We start from the raw sequence: 18257 nt of genomic DNA on the forward strand, positions 1-18257 counted from the left end.
GGATTGATGGACGGGTTCCTGGCACCAACCGGAGACCCGTCCGATGTCCCCCGATCTATGGCTCGCCTTTGCCGCCGCGTCCGCCATCATGCTGATGATCCCCGGACCGACGGTGCTGATCGTCGTGTCCTATGCCCTGGGCCACGGACGGCAATCGGCGATGGCGACGGTGGCGGGGGTGGCGCTGGGCGATTTCACCGCGATGACCGCCTCCATGCTGGGGCTGGGGGTGCTGCTGTCGACGTCGGCGGCGCTGTTCACCGTGCTGAAATGGGCCGGTGCCGCCTATCTGGTCTATCTCGGCATCAAGCTGTGGCGGGCGCCGGTCAAGGGGGTGGAGACGGTGGCCGACGAATCGGCGGTGCGGCCCTGGCGCATGATGCTGCACACCTATGCCGTCACCGCGCTGAACCCCAAGAGCATCGTCTTCTTCGTCGCCTTCCTGCCGCAGTTCCTCGACACCGGCCGGCCACTGGCCGGGCAAATGGTGGTGATGGAGGCGACCTTCCTGGTGCTGGCGACGCTGAACGCCGCCGGCTACGCCATGCTGGCCTCGGCGGCGCGGCGCGCGGTGCGGAGGCCGTCGGTGCAGCGCGCGGTCAACCGGGTCGGCGGGTCGCTGCTGATGGGGGCCGGGCTGCTGACCGTCGCCTGGAAGCGGACGGCCTGACGCGGACGCCGGTTTGTTGACAGATCATGATGGCTTCATCGAAAATTGCCGGCGCATCTGGGGATGCACGCGCCGGTAATTTTCGGGACGCCGGCCGAGCGAATCGAACCGCGGGGGCGGTGATGGCCGACGGCTGCGACAGGGGCGGGAACGGCGACGGCACGGATGACCGCCGGCGGGAGTCCGCAAGCGACGTGCTGGAATTCGCCGCCGAGACCGAGGACGCCGCCGATGGTGATGGAGACGGCTGGCGGCGCAATCCGCCCTGGCTGATCCTGATCGTCGACGACGACCACGAGGTCCATGCCATCACCCGCGTCGTGCTGGGCGAGATGAGCTTCGAGGAGCGGCCGGTCCGTTTCCTGTCGGCCTACACCGCGCGGCAGGCGCGGTCGCTGCTGGTCGAGCATCCTGGCATCGCCGCCATCCTGCTGGACGTGGTGATGGAGACCGACGACGCCGGGCTGAAGCTGGTCCGCCACATCCGCGAGGAGATGGGCAACCGGCAGGTCCGCATCATCCTGCGCACCGGCCAGCCGGGGCAGGCGCCGGAACGGCAGGTGATCGCCGCCTACGACATCAACGACTACAAGGCCAAGAGCGAGCTGACGGCGCAGAAGCTCTACACCGCCGCCGTCGCGGCATTGCGTTCCTACCAGCACATCGCCACCATCGAACGCGGCCGGCAGGGGCTGGAGCGGGTGATGGAGGCGGCCGACCATCTGGCCGGCCTGCGCTCGCGCTCGCAATTTCTCGCCGGGCTGGTCGGGCGGGCGGCAGCGCTGCTGACCGGCGTACAGTCCGCCTTGCTGTGCGGGCCGGGGGAGGGCGGCGGGCCGGCGATCGTGGCGGAGGCCGGGCTGCCGGCCGACCTGCCGACGGAGGTTGTGGCCGACATCGTGGCGGCGCTGGGCGATGGTCGAGCGCGCTGGGGAAGCCGGCATGGGGTGACGGTTCTGCGCGGCCGCGATGTCGCACCGCTGGCGCTCTGCCTGCTCGGCGGCCCATTTGCCGAGGGCGACCGGCCGCTGGTGGAACTGCTCTGCACCAAGGCGGCGGTCGGGCTGGACAATCTGCGGCTCTATGAACGGCTGAACCAGGCGCAGATCGCCACCGTCCATGCGCTGGGCAAGCTGGCCGAATACAAGGACGAGGTCACCGGCGACCATGTGAAGCGGCTGGGCCGCTGGGCCACCGCCATCGCCCGCGAACTCTACGCCCGCAACGCCTTCGCGGACGAGCTGGACGACTGGTTCTGCGACACCATCGGGCTGGCGAGCGTGCTGCACGACGTCGGCAAGGTCGGCATCCCCGACGCCATCCTGCGCAAGCCGGGCCGGCTGGACGAGGCGGAGATGGCGGTGATGCGCGACCACGCGGCCATCGGCGGCAGCATCCTGCGCGACGCCTGCGGCGGCGACCGCCGCGGCTATCTGTCGATGGGGGCGGAGATCGCCGAGAGCCATCACGAGAAGTTCGACGGCAGCGGCTATCCGCGGGGCTTGGCCGGGGACGCCATTCCGCTGGCCGGCCGCATCGTCGCCGTCGCCGACGTGTTCGACGCGCTGCTGCACCGCCGCCCCTACAAGAAGGCGTGGGACATCGCCGAGGTGCTGGACCTGCTGCGCGCGGAGTCGGGCAGCCATTTCGACCCGCGCGTGGTCGACGCCTTCCTGGCGGTGCTGGAGTGCGACGGGGCGGGGGTGTAGGTCCCGCCGCCCCTTTGGCGCTTATACGCCCAGCACGTCGCGCATGCTGTAGAGGCCGGGCGTCTTGTCCTGCGCCCACAGGGCGGCGCGGACGGCGCCCTTGGCGTAGATCTGGCGGCCGGAGGCCTTGTGGGTCAGTTCGACCCGCTCGCCGTCGCTGGCGAAGATGACGGTGTGGTCGCCGATGACGTCGCCGCCGCGCAGGGTGGCGAAGCCGATCTCCCCGCGCGGGCGGGCGCCGGTGTGGCCGTCGCGTACCTTCTGCCAGACATCCTCCAGCGCCACCCCGCGCCCGGCCGCCGCGGCGCGGCCGAGGCCCAGCGCGGTGCCCGACGGCGCATCGACCTTGCGGCGGTGGTGCATTTCCAGGATGTCGATGTCGAAGTCGTCGCCCAGCGTGTGGGCCACCTGTTCCACCAGCGCCAGCAGCAGGTTGACGCCCAGCGACATGTTGGGCGACTGGACGATGGCGGTGTGGGTGGCGGCGGTGGCGATGGCCGCCTGCTGCGACGGGTTCAGGCCGGTGGTGCCGACGACCAGCACGGTTTCCGACTGGGCGGCCAGCGCGGCGTGCCGCTCCGTCGATTCGGGGCTGGTGAAGTCGATCACCGCGTCGGCCTCCGCGAACAGGGCGACCGGGTCGTCGATGGCGGTCACCCCCAGCGGGTCGATCCCGGCCAGGACGCCCAGATCCTTGCCCAGCGCCGGGCCGCCCACCCGCTCGGTCCCGCCGGCCACCGTGCAGCCAGCGGTCGCCGCGATCTCGCGCACCAGCATCTGGCCCATGCGCCCCGCGCACCCGACGATACCGATCTTCATGACGCCCATCCTCTGTTCAACTCTGCCGGCCGGCTTTCTTCCCGCCCTCCCAGCGGTTTAGCACAGGCCCGGCCTGGGCTTAAGCGCCAAGGCAGCCGCGCAGCGATGCGGCGAGGTTGCGCATCAGGGTCGGGTAGAGCGATTCGCCTTCCGGCAGGTCGGCGCCTTCGGGGTCGAGCACGCCGGTCTTGGCCTTGGTGCCCTCCACCACCGTGCGGACCAGCGTCGGCTCGAACTGCGGCTCGGAGAAGACGCAGGCGGCGTTCAGCCCGGCGATCTTGGCGCGGATGGCGGACAGTCGCTTGGCCGAGGGCCGGCGGTCCGGGCTGACGGTGATCGATCCCACCGCCGACAGGTCATAACGTGCCTCGAAATACTGGTAGGCGTCGTGGAAGACGACGAAGGGCTTGTCCTTCAGCGGCGCCAGCGTGGCCTTCAGCTCAGCGTCCAGCGCGTCGAGCGCCTGCAGCGTGCGGTCGGCGTTGGTGCGGTAGGCCTCCGCATCGGCCGGGTCCTTGGCGGCCAGCGCGTCGGCCGTCGCCGTGACGATGGCGCGGGCATTGGCGGGATCGAGCCAGACGTGGCTGTTCAGTTCGTCATGGTCCCCATGATCCTGGTCGTCCTGGGCGTGGTCCTTGTGGTCATGACCGTCGTGACCGTGATGCTCATGGCCGTGGTCATGGGGCTCCCAGGCGCCGCCCTCGCGGGCTTGCAGCAGGGTCAGGCTTTTCAGGTCCATCAGGGTCAGCCGCGTCGCCTTCGGCGCGTTGGCCTGCAGCGGCTTTTCCAGGAAACCTTCCAGTTCGGGGCCGACCCAGACCACCAGATCGGCGGCCGACAGCGCCTTCGCGTCCGAGGGCTTCATCGTGTAGCTGTGGGGAGAGGCGCCGCCGCGGACCAGCAGCGTCGGCTCCCCCACCCCGTGCATCACCGAAGCGACGAGGGAATGGATCGGCTTGATCGACACCACCACCTTCGGCGCCTCGGCCAAGGCCGGCAGGGAGGCGGTTGCGGCAAGGGCCGCGGTCAGAATGGCGGACAGCGCGGTAAGGCGCATGGGAGGGATCCTCTCGACTTGCTGGACAGGTCGCTGGTTTCAGCGCATAGGGAAGTCAAGTTCAACTGGTGTCACGTTATAACATAACATGTCAACACCCACTCTTTCACGGGATGAGTCCACGCTGTTCGCCGGTCCGCTCGCCTGGACCGAGGATCTGACCGTGCGCTTCGGCCGACGCACCGTGCTGGACCGCGTCAACGTCGCCGTCCAGCCGGGGGAGGTGGTGACGCTGATCGGCCCGAACGGCGCCGGCAAGACGACGCTGGTGCGCGCCGTGCTGGGGCTGGTGGCGCCCGACGGCGGGCGGGTGCTGCGACGCCCGAACCTGCGCGTCGGCTACATGCCGCAGAAGCTGGCGGTGGACCGCACGCTACCGCTGACCGTGCGCCGCTTCCTGGCGCTGTGGCGGCCGGTGACCGCCGACAAGGTGGAGGCGGCGCTGGAGGAGGCCGGGGTGACGCGGCTGGCCGATTCGGCGGTGCAGACCATTTCCGGCGGCGAGATGCAGCGGGTGCTGCTGGCCCGCGCCCTGCTGGGCGAACCGGACCTGCTGGTGCTGGACGAACCGGACCAGGCGGTGGACGTGCATGGACAGGCGGAACTGTTCAACCGCATTGCCCAGGTGCGGCAGCGGCGCGGCTGCGGCGTGCTGCTGGTCAGTCACGACCTGCACACGGTGATGGCGCGCACCGACCGGGTGATCTGCCTGAACAGCCATGTCTGCTGTTCCGGCCGGCCGGAGGACGTCAGCCGGCACCCGGAATACCATGCGCTGTTCGGCGGCCACGCCCGTGACCTCGCCGTCTATGTCCATCACCACGACCATGCCCATGCCGAGGACGGCAAGGTGGTTCCGGAGCATGACGGGGGCTGCTGCCATGGATGAGTTCGTGATCCGCGCCCTGCTGGCCGGCGGCGGCATCGCCCTGCTGGCCGGGCCGCTGGGCTCCTTCGTGGTGTGGCGGCGCATGGCCTATTTCGGCGACACGCTGGCCCATTCGGCGTTGCTGGGCGTGACGCTGGGCTTCCTGCTGGGCGTCAATCCGATGATCGGCGTGATGGTGGTGTGCGTGACGCTGGCGCTGGCGCTGGTGGCGCTGCAGAGGCGGCGCAACCTCGCGGCGGACACGCTGCTGGGCATCCTGTCGCACGGTTCGCTGTCGCTGGGGCTGGTGGCGCTGGCGTTTCTGGAAACGCTGCGCGTCGATCTGATGGCCTATCTGTTCGGCGACATCCTGTCGGTGACCGACGGCGACCTGATGGCGATCTATGGCGGCGGCGCGGTGGCGCTGACCGGGCTGGCGCTGCTGTGGCGCCGGCTGCTGGCGGTGACGGTGGACGAGGATCTGGCGCGGGTGGAGGGCATGCCGGTCGACGCCCTGCGGCTGGCCTTCATGCTGCTGATCGCGCTGGTGATCGCCATCGCCATGAAGATCGTCGGCATCCTGCTGATCACGTCGCTGCTGATCATCCCGGCGGCATCCGCCCGCCGTTTCGCCCGCACGCCGGAAGGGATGGCGGTACTGGCGTCGGTCCTTGGCATCCTGGCGGTGGCCGCCGGGTTGCTGGCCTCGCTGAACTGGGATTTGCCGGGCGGGCCGAGCGTGGTGGTGGCCGCCGCCGCCCTGTTCCTGCTGGGATCGCTGGTGCCCTTGCGGCGCTGAAGTGCGGCGCTGACCGCAATCAGGAAAAGAACACGACCGTATTGATTTCCCGTTTGCGGACGTATCCGCCTGCGCCATAGTCCGCGGGCGGACGCGATGGCGGAAGGGCCGCCATCGCCGCCGCACGAACGGAGGGCTGGAGGATGGAGAAGATCCTCACTCTCCTGATCCTGGTGCTGGAGATCGTCAAGCGGCTGCTTGACCTTCTGATGCACTAAGATCGGGCGGGCGGGCCGGGGAGTACCAGTCTCCGGCCCGCCTACCCCCGATATTGGTGCGGCACCCGTCCGCTGTCAACGGGCACCCCGAAAACACTTATTCGTCGATGTTGCGCGCCAGCACTTCGCGTTTGCCGGAGTGGTTGGGTTTGCTGACCACCCCTTCGGTCTCCATCCGCTCGATCAGGCGGGCGGCGGAGTTGTAGCCGATGCGGAGCTGGCGCTGGATGAAGCTGGTCGAGGCCTTGCGCTCGCGGCAGACCACAGCCACCGCCTTGTCGTAGAGGTCGTCGCCGGACCCGCCGCCGGTGCCGGGCAGGCTGCCGTCGTCGAAGGACTCCTCGCCCTCCTCGTCCTCCAGGATGGCGTCGACATAGTTGGGCTCGCCCTGCGCCTTGAGGAACCTGACGATCTGCTCGACCTCGTGGTCGGAGACGAAGGGGCCGTGGACGCGGGTGATGCGGCCGCCGCCGGCCATATAGAGCATGTCGCCCTGGCCCAGCAGCTGTTCGGCGCCCTGTTCGCCGAGGATGGTGCGGCTGTCGATCTTGCTGGTGACCTGGAAGCTGATGCGGGTCGGGAAGTTGGCCTTGATGGTGCCGGTGATGACGTCGACCGACGGGCGCTGCGTCGCCATGATCAGGTGGATGCCGGCGGCGCGCGCCATCTGGGCAAGGCGCTGGATCGCCGCTTCGATGTCCTTGCCGGCCACCAGCATCAGGTCGGCCATCTCGTCGACGATGACCACGATGTAGGGCAACTCGGTCAGGTCGAGCGGCTGCTCCTCGAACAGCGGCTTGCCGGTGTCGGGGTCGAAGCCGGTCTGGACGCGGCGGGTCAACGACTCGCCGCCCTCGCGCGCTTCGCGCAGGCGGGCGTTGTAGCCCTCGATGTTGCGCACGCCCAGCTTGGACATGTTGCGGTAGCGGTCCTCCATCTCCCGCACCGTCCATTTCAGTGCGACCACCGCCTTCTTGGGGTCGGTGACGACGGGCGTCAGCAGATGGGGGATGCCCTCATAGACCGACAGCTCCAGCATCTTGGGGTCGATCATGATGAAGCGGCAGCGCTCCGGCGGCAGCCGGTAGAGCAGCGACAGGATCATGGTGTTGATCGCCACCGACTTGCCCGAGCCGGTGGTGCCGGCGACCAGCAGATGGGGGAAGCGGGCGAGGTCGGCGACCACCGGCTGGCCGCCGATGTCCTTGCCGAGAGCCAGCGCCAGCTTGCCGCCATGCTTGTCGAAGCCTTCCGCCGCCATCAGCTCGCGCAGCAGCACGGTCTCGCGCTTGGCGTTCGGCAGCTCGACGCCGATGACGTTGCGGCCGGGCACCACGGCGACGCGCACCGACACCGCACTCATCGAACGGGCGATGTCGTCGGCAAGGCCGATGACGCGCGACGACTTGGTGCCGGGGGCCGGTTCCAGCTCGTAGAGGGTGACGACCGGGCCGGGATGGACCTTCTGGATCTCGCCGCGCACGCCGAAGTCGGACAGAACGCCTTCCAACTGGCCGGCATTGCGCTGAAGCGCCGCCTCGTCCAACTGCTCGCCGCGGATGCCGGTGGGCGGCACCTGCAGCAGGTCGAGCGGCGGTAGCTCGTAGCCCGGCGGGCCGTCCTCCTCCCCCAGCGGCAGGCGGCTCTGACGTGGGTCGGCCTTGGCCGCCTCGCGCTCCGACGCGGCGGATTTCGGCGGGGCGATGATCGGAACGGCGCGTACTGGCTTGTCGGCGGCGTTCGGGGCGGCAGCCGGGCCGGCGGACACGGGAACCGGGCCGGCGTCGAGGCCGGCCGGGGGCAGCGGGGTCACCTGAACGGCCTCGTCGAAGCGCGGGCGGCTGCGTTTCGGCGCATCGTCGCCGCGCAACGCATCGTCCACCGCGACCGAGGCGGCCTGCGCGGCAGTGCGGCCGTGGCGGCGCAGGACATCGACGCCGTTGCGGGCGCCCTGGCGGATCATGCGCAGGCCGTTCACCGTGCCGCGGCCGAGCGACCGGACGCTGGCGATCCATTCGCCGATGGTCAGACCGGCGGCCAGGAACAGCACCAGCCCGCCGCCGACGGCGGCGGCGGTCGCCACCATCGGCTCGGCCCCGAACAGGTTGCCGACCCCGCGCAGCAACACCTGACCGATGCTGCCGCCGGGAAGCGGGGCGAGCGGATCGGTGGAGGCGTCGGTCAGGCCGGCCAGCGCCATCGACACCAGGAACACGCCCCACAGCGCCAGCACGGTGCGGAACAGCGGGTTGCCGAGCTTGCGCTGGGCACCCAGCCGCCAGCCCCAGAACATCGGCACCAGCGCGATGACGAAGGCGGCCCAGCCCAGCGACTGGATCAGCAGGTCGGCGGCATAGGCGCCGGGGAGCCCGAACAGGTTGTGCGTGCCGCCCGCCGTGGCGGGGACCGAATTCAGCGAGGCGTCATGCGGGTCGTAGCTGCCCAGCAGCACCATCAGCAGCAGGCCGAACAGGCCGAGCACGAACCCCATTGCCTCGCGCGCGCGGGCGACGACGAAGGCGCGCATGGCGGGCGAGAAGAAGGGCGGCTTCTCCTGCCGGCCGCGGCCGGCGCGGATGCGGTCCTTCGTCGGTTCCTTCATGCCGTCGCGGGGCGCCCCCTTGCGCGGGCTGGGGGCGGGCCGTCCCAGGCTGGGCCGGGGGCGCGCGGAGGAGGGGCCGGCGGGTCGGGCCATGGGGCGGGAACCTCGTGCTGTAGAAACCGAAAATACAGGGAGCTGATCGGACCTGGTTGGCCGGGGCCGGTCAGCCGAGAATGCGGACGATGGACGCGCAGGCCTGGGCGACGGTGTCGGCGTCCTGCACCAGAGCCACGCGGATGAAGGCCTCGCCGGGGTTCGGCTCGCCGGGATTGTTGCGCGACAGATAGGCGCCGGGCAGGACGCGGACGGCGCCCTCCGCCCACAGCCGCTTCGCCGCCTCCTCGCCGTTGCCGACCTCCAGCCACAGGAAGAAGCCGCCGGCCGGGCGGTAATAGCCGTAGCGGCCGCCCAGCTCCGCCTCCGCCGCCGCGAACTTGGCGCGGTAGGCGGCGCGGTTCTCCTCCACATGCGCCTCGTCGCGCCACAGCGCGGTGCTGGCGGCCAGGATCGGCAGCGGCATGCCGGCACAGCCGTAACTGCGCAGGCGGGAGAAGCGGCCGATCAGCGCCGGGTCGCCGGCGACGAAGCCGGAACGCAGGCCGGCGGCGCTCGACCGCTTGGACAGGGAATGGAAGACCAGCAGGTTGGCCCAGGGCTTGCCGTCCTCGTGGGGCCCATTGGCTTTGTGAAGGCCCGCCGCGACCTGGAGAGCGCCGACCGGCGGGGCGTCCAGCCAGATCTCGGCATAGCATTCGTCGACCGCCAGCACGAAACCGTACTGCCGCGCCAGCCCGATGGCCTTGGCGAGATAGGCCGGCGTCGCCGCCGCGCCCTGCGGGTTGGCGGGGGTGCAGAGATAGAAGAGGGCGGTGCGCTCCAACAGCTCCGGCGTCAGGGCGTCGAGGTCGGGCAGGAAGCCGGTCTCGCGCGTCGCCGACAGGAACACCGGCTCCGCCCCCGCCATCACCGCAGCCCCTTCATAGGGCGCGTAGAAGGGGTTCGGCATCAGCACCGCCGGCTGCCGCCCGGCCTTCTGCGTCGGCACCGCCAGCAGCGCCAGCATGAACAGCGCCTCCCGCGTGCCGGACAGCGGCAGGACGGAGCTGTCGGCATGCAGCAGCCCGGCCGGCAATTCGTAGCGGCGGGTCAGCCAGTCGCCGACCGCGGCGCGGAACTCCGGCGTGCCGCCGACCGGCGGATACTTGTTCCAGCCGGACGCGGTGGCGCGCAGCGTCTCCTCGATGATGGACGGCGGGGTGTGCTGCGGCTCGCCGACCGTCAGCAGGATGGGAGCGACGTTGGCGCGCGGGGTGATCGGCGCCAACAGGTTGGCCAGCCGGGTGAACGGATAGTCGGTCAGCAGGTCGAGCCGGTCGTTGCCGATCGCCTCGGTGAAGACGGCACCGCTGTTGACGCTGAAATCGGTGAGGACCATGGCGACCGCAACCCTCTTCGCACCCCGGATGCCGCACCCCGGCGCGGGGAGGCGGCCACGTCTCGTGAAGGGCCGATCCTATCGGCGCGGCACGGGGGGCACAAGCGCACAAAGCCTTTGATTGCGGCTGAGCGCGGCAGGTGGCCGAACGGTCACAGGGGGAGGAGGAGGGCACTTCTCCTTTTCATCCGGGTGATATTGACGCGCCTATTTTATCCGGGTATAAATCCGGCCTCACAACCGGAGTTCCGATCATGCCCGTCACCGCCGAGACCCTCTGTACTGCCTTCCGGGGCGAGCGCCGGCTTGCCGCCGGGGATGCGCTGAGCGTTGCGCGGGCGTTGCAGGCCGCACTGGACGCGGCGCCGGATGGACCGCCGGTGCTGGTGTTCGACGATGCCACCGGCAAGAGGGTCGACCTCGATCTGCGGGGAAGCGACGAGGAGGTCGCGTGGCGTCTTGCTCCGCCGCCGCCTCCCTTGCCGCGCGGGCCGGGGCGGCCGAAGCTGGGGGTGGTGGCGCGGGAGGTCACGCTGTTGCCGCGTCATTGGGAATGGCTGAACGCCCAGCCGGGTGGGGCGTCGGTGGCGCTGCGCAAATTGGTGGATGAGGCGCGCAAAGGGAGCGAGACGAAGGACCGCGTGCGCCGGGCGCAGGAGGCCGCCTATCGCGTCATGCTGGAACTTGCCGGCGACCGGCCGGGATACGAGGAGGCGGTGCGGGCGCTCTATGCCGCGGACCGCGCGCGGTTCGACGCGCTGACGGCGGACTGGCCGGCCGACCTGCGCGATTATGCCCGTGCGCTGGCGGCGGAGGCGTTCGTCAATCTGAACGAAGGCGGCTGAAAAACGGGAAGGCGCGCGGCCTGCGCGCCCATCGGGTCCGTTCCCGCCGGAAGGAGCGGACCCGTAATGGCCGGCAATCTGGGGCTAGAAGCCTTACAGCGCCTCGGAGTTGGTCTCGCCGGTGCGGATGCGCACGGCCTGGGCGATCTCCAGCACGAAGATCTTGCCGTCGCCGATGCGGCCGGTGTTGGCGGCCTTCTGGATCGCCTCCACCACCTGCTCGTACTGGTCGTCGGACACGGCGACCTCGACCTTCACCTTGGGCAGGAAGCTCACGGAATATTCGGCGCCGCGGTAGATTTCCGTCTGGCCCTTCTGGCGGCCGAAGCCCTTGACCTCGCTGACGGTCAGGCCCTGGATCCCGAGCGACGTCAGCGCCTCGCGCACTTCGTCGAGCTTGAACGGCTTGATGATGGCCATAACCAGTTTCATGTGGCTTCCCCTTAAAGCGTTGTTCCGGCCGCGTGTAAGGCTGTGGCCGCCCCGTTGCGGTTCCAGTCCGGCCTGTCACCGTACCGTCCTTCCGCCGATGGCCCAAGCCTGTTCGCGTCGACCGCAAAAATCAACGATTACAAGAATCGTGCCGGTTGAATTGCGCTGAAAGGATGGGAATATGCCTGTCGAATGGGCGCCCAAAAGGGCGGCATCTGCCCAAAAAACATTCAGCGACAATCTGTCCGGTGGCCGGCCGCGCCCGGCCGGGGACAGGACACTGGACAGGACGCGCCCGTGCGACAATTGTTTGGTCGCGTGGCGGCGCCGGCAAGGCTTGGGCACAAGGCTCAATTCCGGCCGACGACCGCGCCACAGGCATCGAAGGCGAGAGGGCAGCGAGCATCATGGCCGTACCGGGCACCGAATCGGGCAACGCGACCGTCCCGCCGCAGGGCGGCGACATCACCACGGAGGTCGTGGTGCTGGGCGGCGGTCTGGCCGGGCTGACCATGGCGGCGGCGCTGGCCAGCGCCGGCGTGCCGGTGGTCTGCATCGACCAGGACAGCCCCGAACGCATGGGCGGCGGCGATTTCGACATCCGCACCACCGCGATCTCCTATGCCTCGAAGATGGTGCTGGAGGCGGCGGGGGTTTGGCACCACATGGCCGATCAGGCCGGCCCGATGCTGGACATCCGCATCGCCGACCAGTTCTCGCCCCTGTTCATCCATTATGACCACACCGAACTGGCGATGGAGGGCAAGCACCAGCCCTTCGGCTGGATCCTGGACAACAAGGACATCCGCCACGCCCTGTTCACCCGCGCGGCCGAGCTGCCGGGGCTGGTCCATCTGGCGCCGGCCAAGGCGGTGACGGTGGAGCGGACGCGGTCGGGCGTGACGGTGCGGCTGGCCGACGGGCGCACGGTGCGCGGCCGGCTGCTGGTCGGCGCCGACGGGCGGCGGTCGATGGCGCGCGACAGTGCCGGCATCAAGGTGCGGCGCTGGTCCTACGACCAGAGCGCCATCATCTGCACCATCCGCCACACCGAGCCGAACAAGGGCGTCGCGGTCGAGCATTTCCTGCCCAACGGCCCCTTCGCCGTCCTGCCGATGACGGACAACCGCTGTTCCATCGTGTGGAGCGAGAAGACCTCGCTGGTCGAAACCTACCTGAAGCTGCCCGTCGACCAGTTCGTCGACGAGCTGCAGCGCCGGTCCGGCGGCTATCTCGGCGAGATCACGCTTCTGACCAAGCGCGAGGCCTGGCCGCTGTCGGTCCTGCTGGCCGACCGCTTCATCGCCGACCGTCTGGCGTTGGTGGGGGAGGCGGCGCACGCCATCCACCCGATCGCCGGGCAGGGGTTGAACCTGGGCATGCGCGACGTCGCCGCGCTGGCGGAGGTGGTGGTCGACGCCTATCGCCTCGGCCTCGACGTCGGCGGGCCGGAGGTGCTGGCCCGTTTCCAGCGCTGGCGCCGCTTCGACACCGTGCTGCTGGCGGCGGTGTGCGACGGGCTGGTCCATCTGTTCTCCAACAACATCCCGCCGGTGAAGCTGGCGCGCGACCTGGGGATGGCGGTGATCAACCGGCTGCCGCCGGTCAAGCGCTTCTTCATGAAGCACGCGATGGGCGTGGTCGGCGACCTGCCGCGGATGATCAAGGGGCAGCCATTGTGAAATTGGTTCCCATCACGAGCGTCTTTCGGCCGTCATTCCCGCGAAGGCGGGAATCCAGCCGGTTCAGCCGCTGAACTGCGAGGTTTCCTGGATCCCCGCCTTCGCGGGGATGACGGTCGAGAAAAGCCCCTGAAAATCCGCAGCCTGCCTGACCTCACTTCCGTGGTCCCGCCTTTGGTGCTCCTTGGCAGCGGGGGGCGGACGCCTTATGTCCGCCACACTGCCCGGCCAAGCAATACGGGCCACTACGACCAAGGATGAAGACCGTGCTTCGCCGCCTTTCCGCCGCCCTGCTGTTCGCCACCCTTCTGGCCCCGCTGCCGGCGGCTTTCGCCCCGTCCGCCATCGCCGCCCCGGCCACTCCCGTCTCGCTGTCGGCGCAGGACCAAGCGGTCGTCGCCAAGGTGGAGGAGTATCTGAACGGCATCACCACCCTGCAGTCGAAGTTCCTGCAGGTGGCCCCCAACGGGCGGCAGGCGACCGGCACCTTCTATCTGTGGCGGCCCGGCCGGATGCGGCTGGAATATGACCGGCCGCTGAAGGACTTCATCGTCGCCGACGGCACCTTCGTCTTCTATTGGGACGGCGAGATGCGCCAGCAGTCGAGCGCGCCCATCGGCTCGACGCTGGCCGACTTCATCCTGCGCAAGAACATCCGGTTGTCGGGCGATGTCACCGTCACCGACGTGTTCCAGGCACCCGGCGTGATCGAGGTCAGCCTGCTGGAGAGCAAGGATCCCGGCAAGGGCACCCTGACCCTGGTGTTCGAGGATCATCCGTTCCAGCTGCGCAAGTGGCGGGTGCTGGACGCCCAGGGCACGACCACCGAGGTGGCGCTGCTGAACCCGCGCACCGACGTCACCTTCGACCGTGACATGTTCTATTTCAAGGAGCCGCAGCGCGGGTCGGATTTCGGCCGCAACAACTGACCGGCCTTCCAAACCGGGCAACAAAACCCTTCGCCTTCTGTTGTCATTTCGCGTGACTGGCAACAGGAGGCGTTCCATGTCCATCGATCAGGCAAACCCGACTGGGGCCGGCCAGCCGCGGGTAGACCCGGCGAATCGTCTGCGCAGCATGAACATGGCGCTGGCGCGCAACTGGTGGGCTCTGGCCCTGCGCGGGGCGGCGGCGATCCTGCTGGGGGTGCTGGCCCTGCTGATGCCGGGCGTGACGGTGGCGACCCTGGCGCTGACCTTCGCCGCATATCTGCTGCTGGACGGCGTCTTCGCCATCCTGGCCGGCATCCGCGCCTCCCGCCATCATGAACGCTCGCTGCCCTTCATTCTGGAGGGGGTGGTCAGCCTGATCGCCGGCATCGTCGCCGCGCTGTGGCCGGCCGCCAGCCTGTTCGCGCTGGTGTTCCTGATCGCGGCATGGTCGGTCATCACCGGCTTCGCCGAGGTGATGGGCGCCTGGCGGATGGACCGCACCCATGGCAAATGGGCCTGGGGCGTGGCCGGCGTGCTGTCGATCCTGTTCGGGCTCAGCATGTGGGTGCTGCCGGCGCTGGGGCTGCTGGCGCTCGCCTGGGGTGTGGCGGCGTACCTGATCGCCTTCGGGGTGCTGGCGCTGGTGACCGCCTTCCGGCTGCGGCACTGCCATCGGGAGAACAACTCCCCGGGCGGCGGCGGGATGACGGCGGCGGTCTGAGCCCGTGATCTCGGCCATTTCCGGAGACCGCCTGCCCGGAGATCGCCTGCCCAGAGATCGCCTGCCCAGTGGTCGCCGGCATGCGCTCTCCGCCGGTCAGTCGCGGTCGGGCGCGCCGAGCGGGAAGTAGGACCGGTAAGGCCGCCCTTCGTCGACTGCGCGCGCGATGGACGGCCGCGCCAGCAGGCGCGAGCGATAGTCCCGCAGCCGCGGGAAACCGGGGCCGATCCGGTGAACCCAATCGGCATAGAAGAGCGACGGGGCCGCGGCGCAGTCGGCCATGGTGAAACTCTCGCCGGCCGCCCAGTGTCGGCCCGACAGCCTCTCCTCCAGCCAGGCATAGGACGTATCGAGATCCCGGCGGGTCTTCTCCTTCACCTCGTCCAGCCGCGTCGCGTCCGGTCGCAGCGACTCGAACACCGGCGCCTGCATGGGCGTCATGATGTAGTTGTCGAAGAAGCGGTCCATCAGCCGGACCTCCAGGGCGGCGTCACCATCCCCGGGCAACCAGCGGACAGGCCCGGCATGATGGAGATCCAGATGCTCGATGATGATGCTGGATTCCACGACCGTGCGGCCGTCGTCCACCAGCACGGGAAAGCGACCGAGCGGCCACAGCGCCGCCCGCTCCGCCGCCGCGTCCGGATCCTCCAGATTCCGATAGGTGAAGGGAATGTCGTTCTCCCACAGCGCGATCAGCACCTTCTGGGAATAGGAAGAGAAGGGGTGTGCATAGAGCGTCAGCGACATCGGGGCACCTCCAACTGCTTGCGATTTGCAAGCAGTTGAAAGCTACCGCGACCGATCCTACTTTGCAAGCGGAAGGAGACCGGTCTTGCAGGACGCACATCGATCGGGGTGTCCGATCAACCTGACGCTGGAGGTCCTGGGCGACCGCTGGAGCCTGATCGTCATCCGCGACATCATTTTCGGCGACCGGCGCCGCTATCGCGAACTCCTTACCCGCTCGGAAGAGGGTATCGCTTCCAATGTCCTGGCGGACCGGCTCAAGCGGCTGCTCGCGGCGGGCCTGCTGACCAAGTCCGACGACCCGCGTCACCGGCAGAGCGCGATCTACAGCCTGACCGAACCGGCGATCCAGCTTGTGCCGTTGCTGGCCCAGATGGGCGCATGGGGGCGGCGGCATGCGCCTGCGTCCAGAGAGTTGTCGATCCGCGCGCAGCTTCTCGAAGAGGGCGGCCCGCCCTTGTGGGAAGCGCTGATGGGCGAACTGCGCGCGCGTCACCTGAATGCCGATGCAAGCGGCTCGCCGGTCCAGGAGTCTGTCTTGCAGCGGTTGAACGCTGCCTACGAAGCGATCCGGCAGGCGCCGGGCTGACGGGACTGTCGCTCTCCCGCGCGATCGTAAGGCGATCGTATAATTTCCTAAGCAAACCAATTCTGGCAGGCTGAACTCCGGCACGATGTTTGCTGCGCTGCGGCAAAACGGCTGCGAGGGGCTGTGTCATGACGCCGCACCGACCGACTATTGGGCAGACTGCCGGCCAGCTTGGCGATGGCCGCACAGGTTCTGTGCAACACAACATCCTGGCCGCCGCCGCGTCCGGGGTGTCGAACTTCATCGCCGGGCAGGGGGGCTGTCCCGACCGGGTGTTCCACCGCGCCGGCGTGGAGGAGCGGGCGTTGGGCCAGCCGACGGTGGCGCTCGACCTCCGCGCCTATGTGGCGATGATGGAGGTGGCGGCGGCGGAGACCGGCAACGACAATTTCGGCCTGCTCTACGGCCGGCAGTTCCAGCCGGAAATGCTGGGGCTGATCGGCTCCATCGCGCTGGCCGCTCCGACTCTGGGGGCCGCGCTGGACCATCTGGCCCGGCTGTTTCCCTTCCACCAGCAGGCGACCGAGACCCGCTTCGTCCGCGAGGGCGAGTTGCTGCGGCTGGAATACCGCATCCTCGACGGCCGTATCGTCGAGCGGCGGCAGGATGCCGAACTGACCATGGGCATGTTCGCCAATGTGGTGCGCGCCTGCCTTGGTCCGAACTGGATGCCGGAGGAGGTGCATTTCGAGCATCCCAAGCCGGAGGGCTGGCGCCAGCATCAGTCGCTGTTCGACGCGCCCGCCCATTTCGGCCAGCGCACCAACGCCATCCTGCTGCGCGACCGCCATCTGGACCGCCGCATGCCCGGCGGCGACATGGCGCGGCTGACCGGGCTGTGCGGCACGCTGATCGACATCGCCCGCGGCACCGGCACGCCGCCGCTGCTCGACCGTGTGAAGGCGGAGGTGCGGGCGCGGCTGCCGGAAGGTCCGCCCTATGTCGAGGACATCGCCGACCGGCTGGGCATCGCCCGCTGGACCCTGCAACGCCGGCTGGCCGACGACGGCCTGAGCTTCTCCGATCTGGTGGAGGGGGTGCGGCGCGATCTGGCGGCCGTCTACATCCGCCAGCGCCACGTCCCCATCGCCGACATCGGCGCCCTGCTCGGCTATTCGGAGGTTAGCGCCTTCAGCCGCGCCTTCCGGCGCTGGTTCGGCGCGTCGCCGGCAATGATGCGCGGGGGCAAGGGCTGAAGCGGCGGCGGATGGCGGTCGCGAGCCTCCTGTCATAAGATCGATGCCGGGAAATTTCCGGGGCAGGACAGGGCCGGCATGGCGCGCGCATCGACGAATCGGCACCGTTTCTGGCGGGACCCCTCGCTTCCGCATCTGGAGGCGCGGAGCATCGAGGAGGGGCAGGAGGTCAGTTACGGCTGGCACAGCCACCCGACCTTTTCCATCGGGCTGGTCACCGGCGGCGTCAGCGACTTCCGCATCGGCGCCGACTGCCACCGGATCGCCGCCGGCACCGTCGTGCTGATGAACCCCGACGAGGCGCATGTCTGCAACCCGCTGGACGGCCGGCCATGGTCCTATCGCATGCTGCATGCCGATGCCGCATGGCTGGCGGCGCTGGAGGGGGAGGCGGCGTTCCGGCCCTTCGCCCCGCACCTGAGCCGCGATCCGGAATTGGCCGGTCGGCTGGAGCGGCTGTTCGGGCTGCTGTTCGATCCGCTTCCCGACAGCACCGGGAAGGAGGCGGCGGTCCGGGCCTTCTTCGCCGGGCTGCGGCAGGCGCTGGGCGGTGAACGATATGGCGGACTGCCGGCCGGCGCGGATCGGGGCGGCGAGCATGCGGCGCTGGAACGGGCCGCCGCCTTCATCTCAGCCTATTGCACCCGGCCGCTGCGGCTGGGCGAGATCGCCGAGGTATCGGGCCTTTCGCCGTCCTATCTGGTGCGGTCATTCAAGGCGCGCTACGGGCTGACGCCGCACGCCTACCAGATCAACCGCCGCATCCAGTTCGGCCGGCGGGAGCTGCAACGCGGCCGCCCGATCGTGGAGGTCGCGCTGGATGCCGGCTTCGCCGATCAGGCCCATTTCCAGCGCGCCTTCAAACGGCATGTCGCCGCCACCCCCGGCCAGTACATGCGCCGGGAGTGAAAGGCCGGCACGAAGGCGGGGGTG

17 protein-coding genes are annotated in these 18257 nt (G+C 69.4%); 11 read left to right on the forward strand and 6 right to left on the reverse strand.

Features of this window, described 5'->3' with window-relative positions:
• The first annotated feature begins 43 nt into the window (after positions 1-43).
• Positions 44-670: a LysE family translocator gene (locus tag FZ029_RS23530; RefSeq protein WP_149272171.1), complete on the forward strand. Its 627-nt coding sequence runs from the start codon at positions 44-46 to the stop codon at positions 668-670.
• Positions 671-792: 122 nt separating this feature from the next.
• Entirely contained in the window at positions 793-2379 is a 1587-nt protein-coding gene (locus tag FZ029_RS23535; RefSeq protein WP_149272172.1) for a response regulator, read from the forward strand.
• A 21-nt stretch (positions 2380-2400) separates the two neighbouring features.
• On the opposite strand, the gene dapB is transcribed toward FZ029_RS23535, so the two are convergent.
• Positions 2401-3198 (reverse strand): 4-hydroxy-tetrahydrodipicolinate reductase, encoded by a 798-nt coding sequence (gene dapB / locus FZ029_RS23540; RefSeq protein WP_149201138.1) that lies wholly within the window; start codon positions 3196-3198, stop codon positions 2401-2403.
• A 79-nt stretch (positions 3199-3277) separates the two neighbouring features.
• Positions 3278-4255 carry a zinc ABC transporter substrate-binding protein ZnuA gene (znuA, locus tag FZ029_RS23545; protein WP_149272173.1) on the reverse strand — a complete coding sequence of 326 codons (978 nt, stop codon included), beginning with the start codon at positions 4253-4255 and terminating at the stop codon, positions 3278-3280.
• Between the two features lie 88 nt (positions 4256-4343).
• Here znuA and znuC point away from each other — a divergent pair, with 88 nt between their 5' ends.
• Both znuC and znuB read left to right on the forward strand, forming a co-directional pair.
• Positions 4344-5144: a zinc ABC transporter ATP-binding protein ZnuC gene (znuC, locus tag FZ029_RS23550; RefSeq protein WP_211104197.1), complete on the forward strand. Its 801-nt coding sequence runs from the start codon at positions 4344-4346 to the stop codon at positions 5142-5144.
• Positions 5137-5922 (forward strand): zinc ABC transporter permease subunit ZnuB, encoded by a 786-nt coding sequence (gene znuB / locus FZ029_RS23555; RefSeq protein WP_149272174.1) that lies wholly within the window; start codon positions 5137-5139, stop codon positions 5920-5922. Before znuC ends, znuB begins: the two co-directional genes overlap by 8 nt.
• A gap of 315 nt (positions 5923-6237) precedes the next feature.
• Here znuB and FZ029_RS23560 read toward each other — a convergent pair whose 3' ends face one another.
• Entirely contained in the window at positions 6238-8667 is a 2430-nt protein-coding gene (locus FZ029_RS23560; RefSeq protein ID WP_149272211.1) for a DNA translocase FtsK, read from the reverse strand.
• Between the two features lie 238 nt (positions 8668-8905).
• The gene (locus FZ029_RS23565; protein ID WP_149272175.1) at positions 8906-10177 is read right to left on the reverse strand and encodes an aminotransferase class I/II-fold pyridoxal phosphate-dependent enzyme; all 1272 of its coding nucleotides are present in this window, start codon (positions 10175-10177) and stop codon (positions 8906-8908) included.
• 254 nt (positions 10178-10431) lie between these two features.
• Here FZ029_RS23565 and FZ029_RS23570 point away from each other — a divergent pair, with 254 nt between their 5' ends.
• Complete coding sequence (locus FZ029_RS23570; RefSeq protein ID WP_149272176.1) at positions 10432-11022, forward strand: DUF2239 family protein; 591 nt, start codon at positions 10432-10434, stop codon at positions 11020-11022.
• Positions 11023-11115: 93 nt separating this feature from the next.
• Here the strand turns inward: FZ029_RS23570 and glnK are convergent, their stop codons facing one another.
• The gene (gene glnK / locus FZ029_RS23575; RefSeq protein ID WP_014189833.1) at positions 11116-11454 is read right to left on the reverse strand and encodes a P-II family nitrogen regulator; all 339 of its coding nucleotides are present in this window, start codon (positions 11452-11454) and stop codon (positions 11116-11118) included.
• Between the two features lie 407 nt (positions 11455-11861).
• Here glnK and FZ029_RS23580 point away from each other — a divergent pair, with 407 nt between their 5' ends.
• From FZ029_RS23580 to FZ029_RS23590, 3 genes are all read left to right on the forward strand, one after another.
• Positions 11862-13136: a UbiH/UbiF/VisC/COQ6 family ubiquinone biosynthesis hydroxylase gene (locus tag FZ029_RS23580; protein WP_149272177.1), complete on the forward strand. Its 1275-nt coding sequence runs from the start codon at positions 11862-11864 to the stop codon at positions 13134-13136.
• A 257-nt stretch (positions 13137-13393) separates the two neighbouring features.
• Entirely contained in the window at positions 13394-14065 is a 672-nt protein-coding gene (locus FZ029_RS23585; protein WP_149272178.1) for an outer membrane lipoprotein carrier protein LolA, read from the forward strand.
• Between the two features lie 76 nt (positions 14066-14141).
• Positions 14142-14789, forward strand: a complete 648-nt coding sequence (locus tag FZ029_RS23590) for an HdeD family acid-resistance protein (protein ID WP_149272179.1) — start codon at positions 14142-14144, stop codon at positions 14787-14789.
• Positions 14790-14885: 96 nt separating this feature from the next.
• Here FZ029_RS23590 and FZ029_RS23595 read toward each other — a convergent pair whose 3' ends face one another.
• Complete coding sequence (locus FZ029_RS23595) at positions 14886-15539, reverse strand: glutathione S-transferase family protein (protein WP_149272180.1); 654 nt, start codon at positions 15537-15539, stop codon at positions 14886-14888.
• Positions 15540-15624: 85 nt separating this feature from the next.
• Here FZ029_RS23595 and FZ029_RS23600 point away from each other — a divergent pair, with 85 nt between their 5' ends.
• From FZ029_RS23600 to FZ029_RS23610, 3 genes are all read left to right on the forward strand, one after another.
• A complete protein-coding gene (locus tag FZ029_RS23600; RefSeq protein WP_149272181.1) occupies positions 15625-16128 on the forward strand; it encodes a helix-turn-helix domain-containing protein in 504 nt (167 codons plus the stop codon).
• Between the two features lie 194 nt (positions 16129-16322).
• Positions 16323-17324 carry an AraC family transcriptional regulator gene (locus FZ029_RS23605; RefSeq protein WP_149272212.1) on the forward strand — a complete coding sequence of 334 codons (1002 nt, stop codon included), beginning with the start codon at positions 16323-16325 and terminating at the stop codon, positions 17322-17324.
• A 78-nt stretch (positions 17325-17402) separates the two neighbouring features.
• A complete protein-coding gene (locus FZ029_RS23610) occupies positions 17403-18233 on the forward strand; it encodes an AraC family transcriptional regulator (RefSeq protein ID WP_149272182.1) in 831 nt (276 codons plus the stop codon).
• Positions 18234-18257 lie beyond the last annotated feature (24 nt).

The sequence above is a fragment of the Azospirillum sp. Sh1 genome (assembly GCF_008365135.1).
GTDB classification, from domain to species: Bacteria; Pseudomonadota; Alphaproteobacteria; order Azospirillales; family Azospirillaceae; genus Azospirillum; species Azospirillum oryzae.

Coding starts and splice junctions, on each gene's coding strand:
- FZ029_RS23590 (WP_149272179.1), top strand. CDS start 14,142: ATGTCCATCGATCAGGCAAACCCGACTGGGGCCGGCCAGCCGCGGGTA.
- dapB (WP_149201138.1), bottom strand. CDS start 3,198: ATGAAGATCGGTATCGTCGGGTGCGCGGGGCGCATGGGCCAGATGCTG.
- FZ029_RS23565 (WP_149272175.1), bottom strand. CDS start 10,177: ATGGTCCTCACCGATTTCAGCGTCAACAGCGGTGCCGTCTTCACCGAG.
- FZ029_RS23580 (WP_149272177.1), top strand. CDS start 11,862: ATGGCCGTACCGGGCACCGAATCGGGCAACGCGACCGTCCCGCCGCAG.
- FZ029_RS23585 (WP_149272178.1), top strand. CDS start 13,394: ATGAAGACCGTGCTTCGCCGCCTTTCCGCCGCCCTGCTGTTCGCCACC.
- FZ029_RS23530 (WP_149272171.1), top strand. CDS start 44: ATGTCCCCCGATCTATGGCTCGCCTTTGCCGCCGCGTCCGCCATCATG.
- znuA (WP_149272173.1), bottom strand. CDS start 4,255: ATGCGCCTTACCGCGCTGTCCGCCATTCTGACCGCGGCCCTTGCCGCA.
- FZ029_RS23595 (WP_149272180.1), bottom strand. CDS start 15,539: ATGTCGCTGACGCTCTATGCACACCCCTTCTCTTCCTATTCCCAGAAG.
- znuC (WP_211104197.1), top strand. CDS start 4,344: ATGTCAACACCCACTCTTTCACGGGATGAGTCCACGCTGTTCGCCGGT.
- FZ029_RS23570 (WP_149272176.1), top strand. CDS start 10,432: ATGCCCGTCACCGCCGAGACCCTCTGTACTGCCTTCCGGGGCGAGCGC.
- FZ029_RS23610 (WP_149272182.1), top strand. CDS start 17,403: ATGGCGCGCGCATCGACGAATCGGCACCGTTTCTGGCGGGACCCCTCG.
- glnK (WP_014189833.1), bottom strand. CDS start 11,454: ATGAAACTGGTTATGGCCATCATCAAGCCGTTCAAGCTCGACGAAGTG.
- znuB (WP_149272174.1), top strand. CDS start 5,137: ATGGATGAGTTCGTGATCCGCGCCCTGCTGGCCGGCGGCGGCATCGCC.
- FZ029_RS23560 (WP_149272211.1), bottom strand. CDS start 8,667: ATGCGCGCCTTCGTCGTCGCCCGCGCGCGCGAGGCAATGGGGTTCGTG.
- FZ029_RS23535 (WP_149272172.1), top strand. CDS start 793: ATGGCCGACGGCTGCGACAGGGGCGGGAACGGCGACGGCACGGATGAC.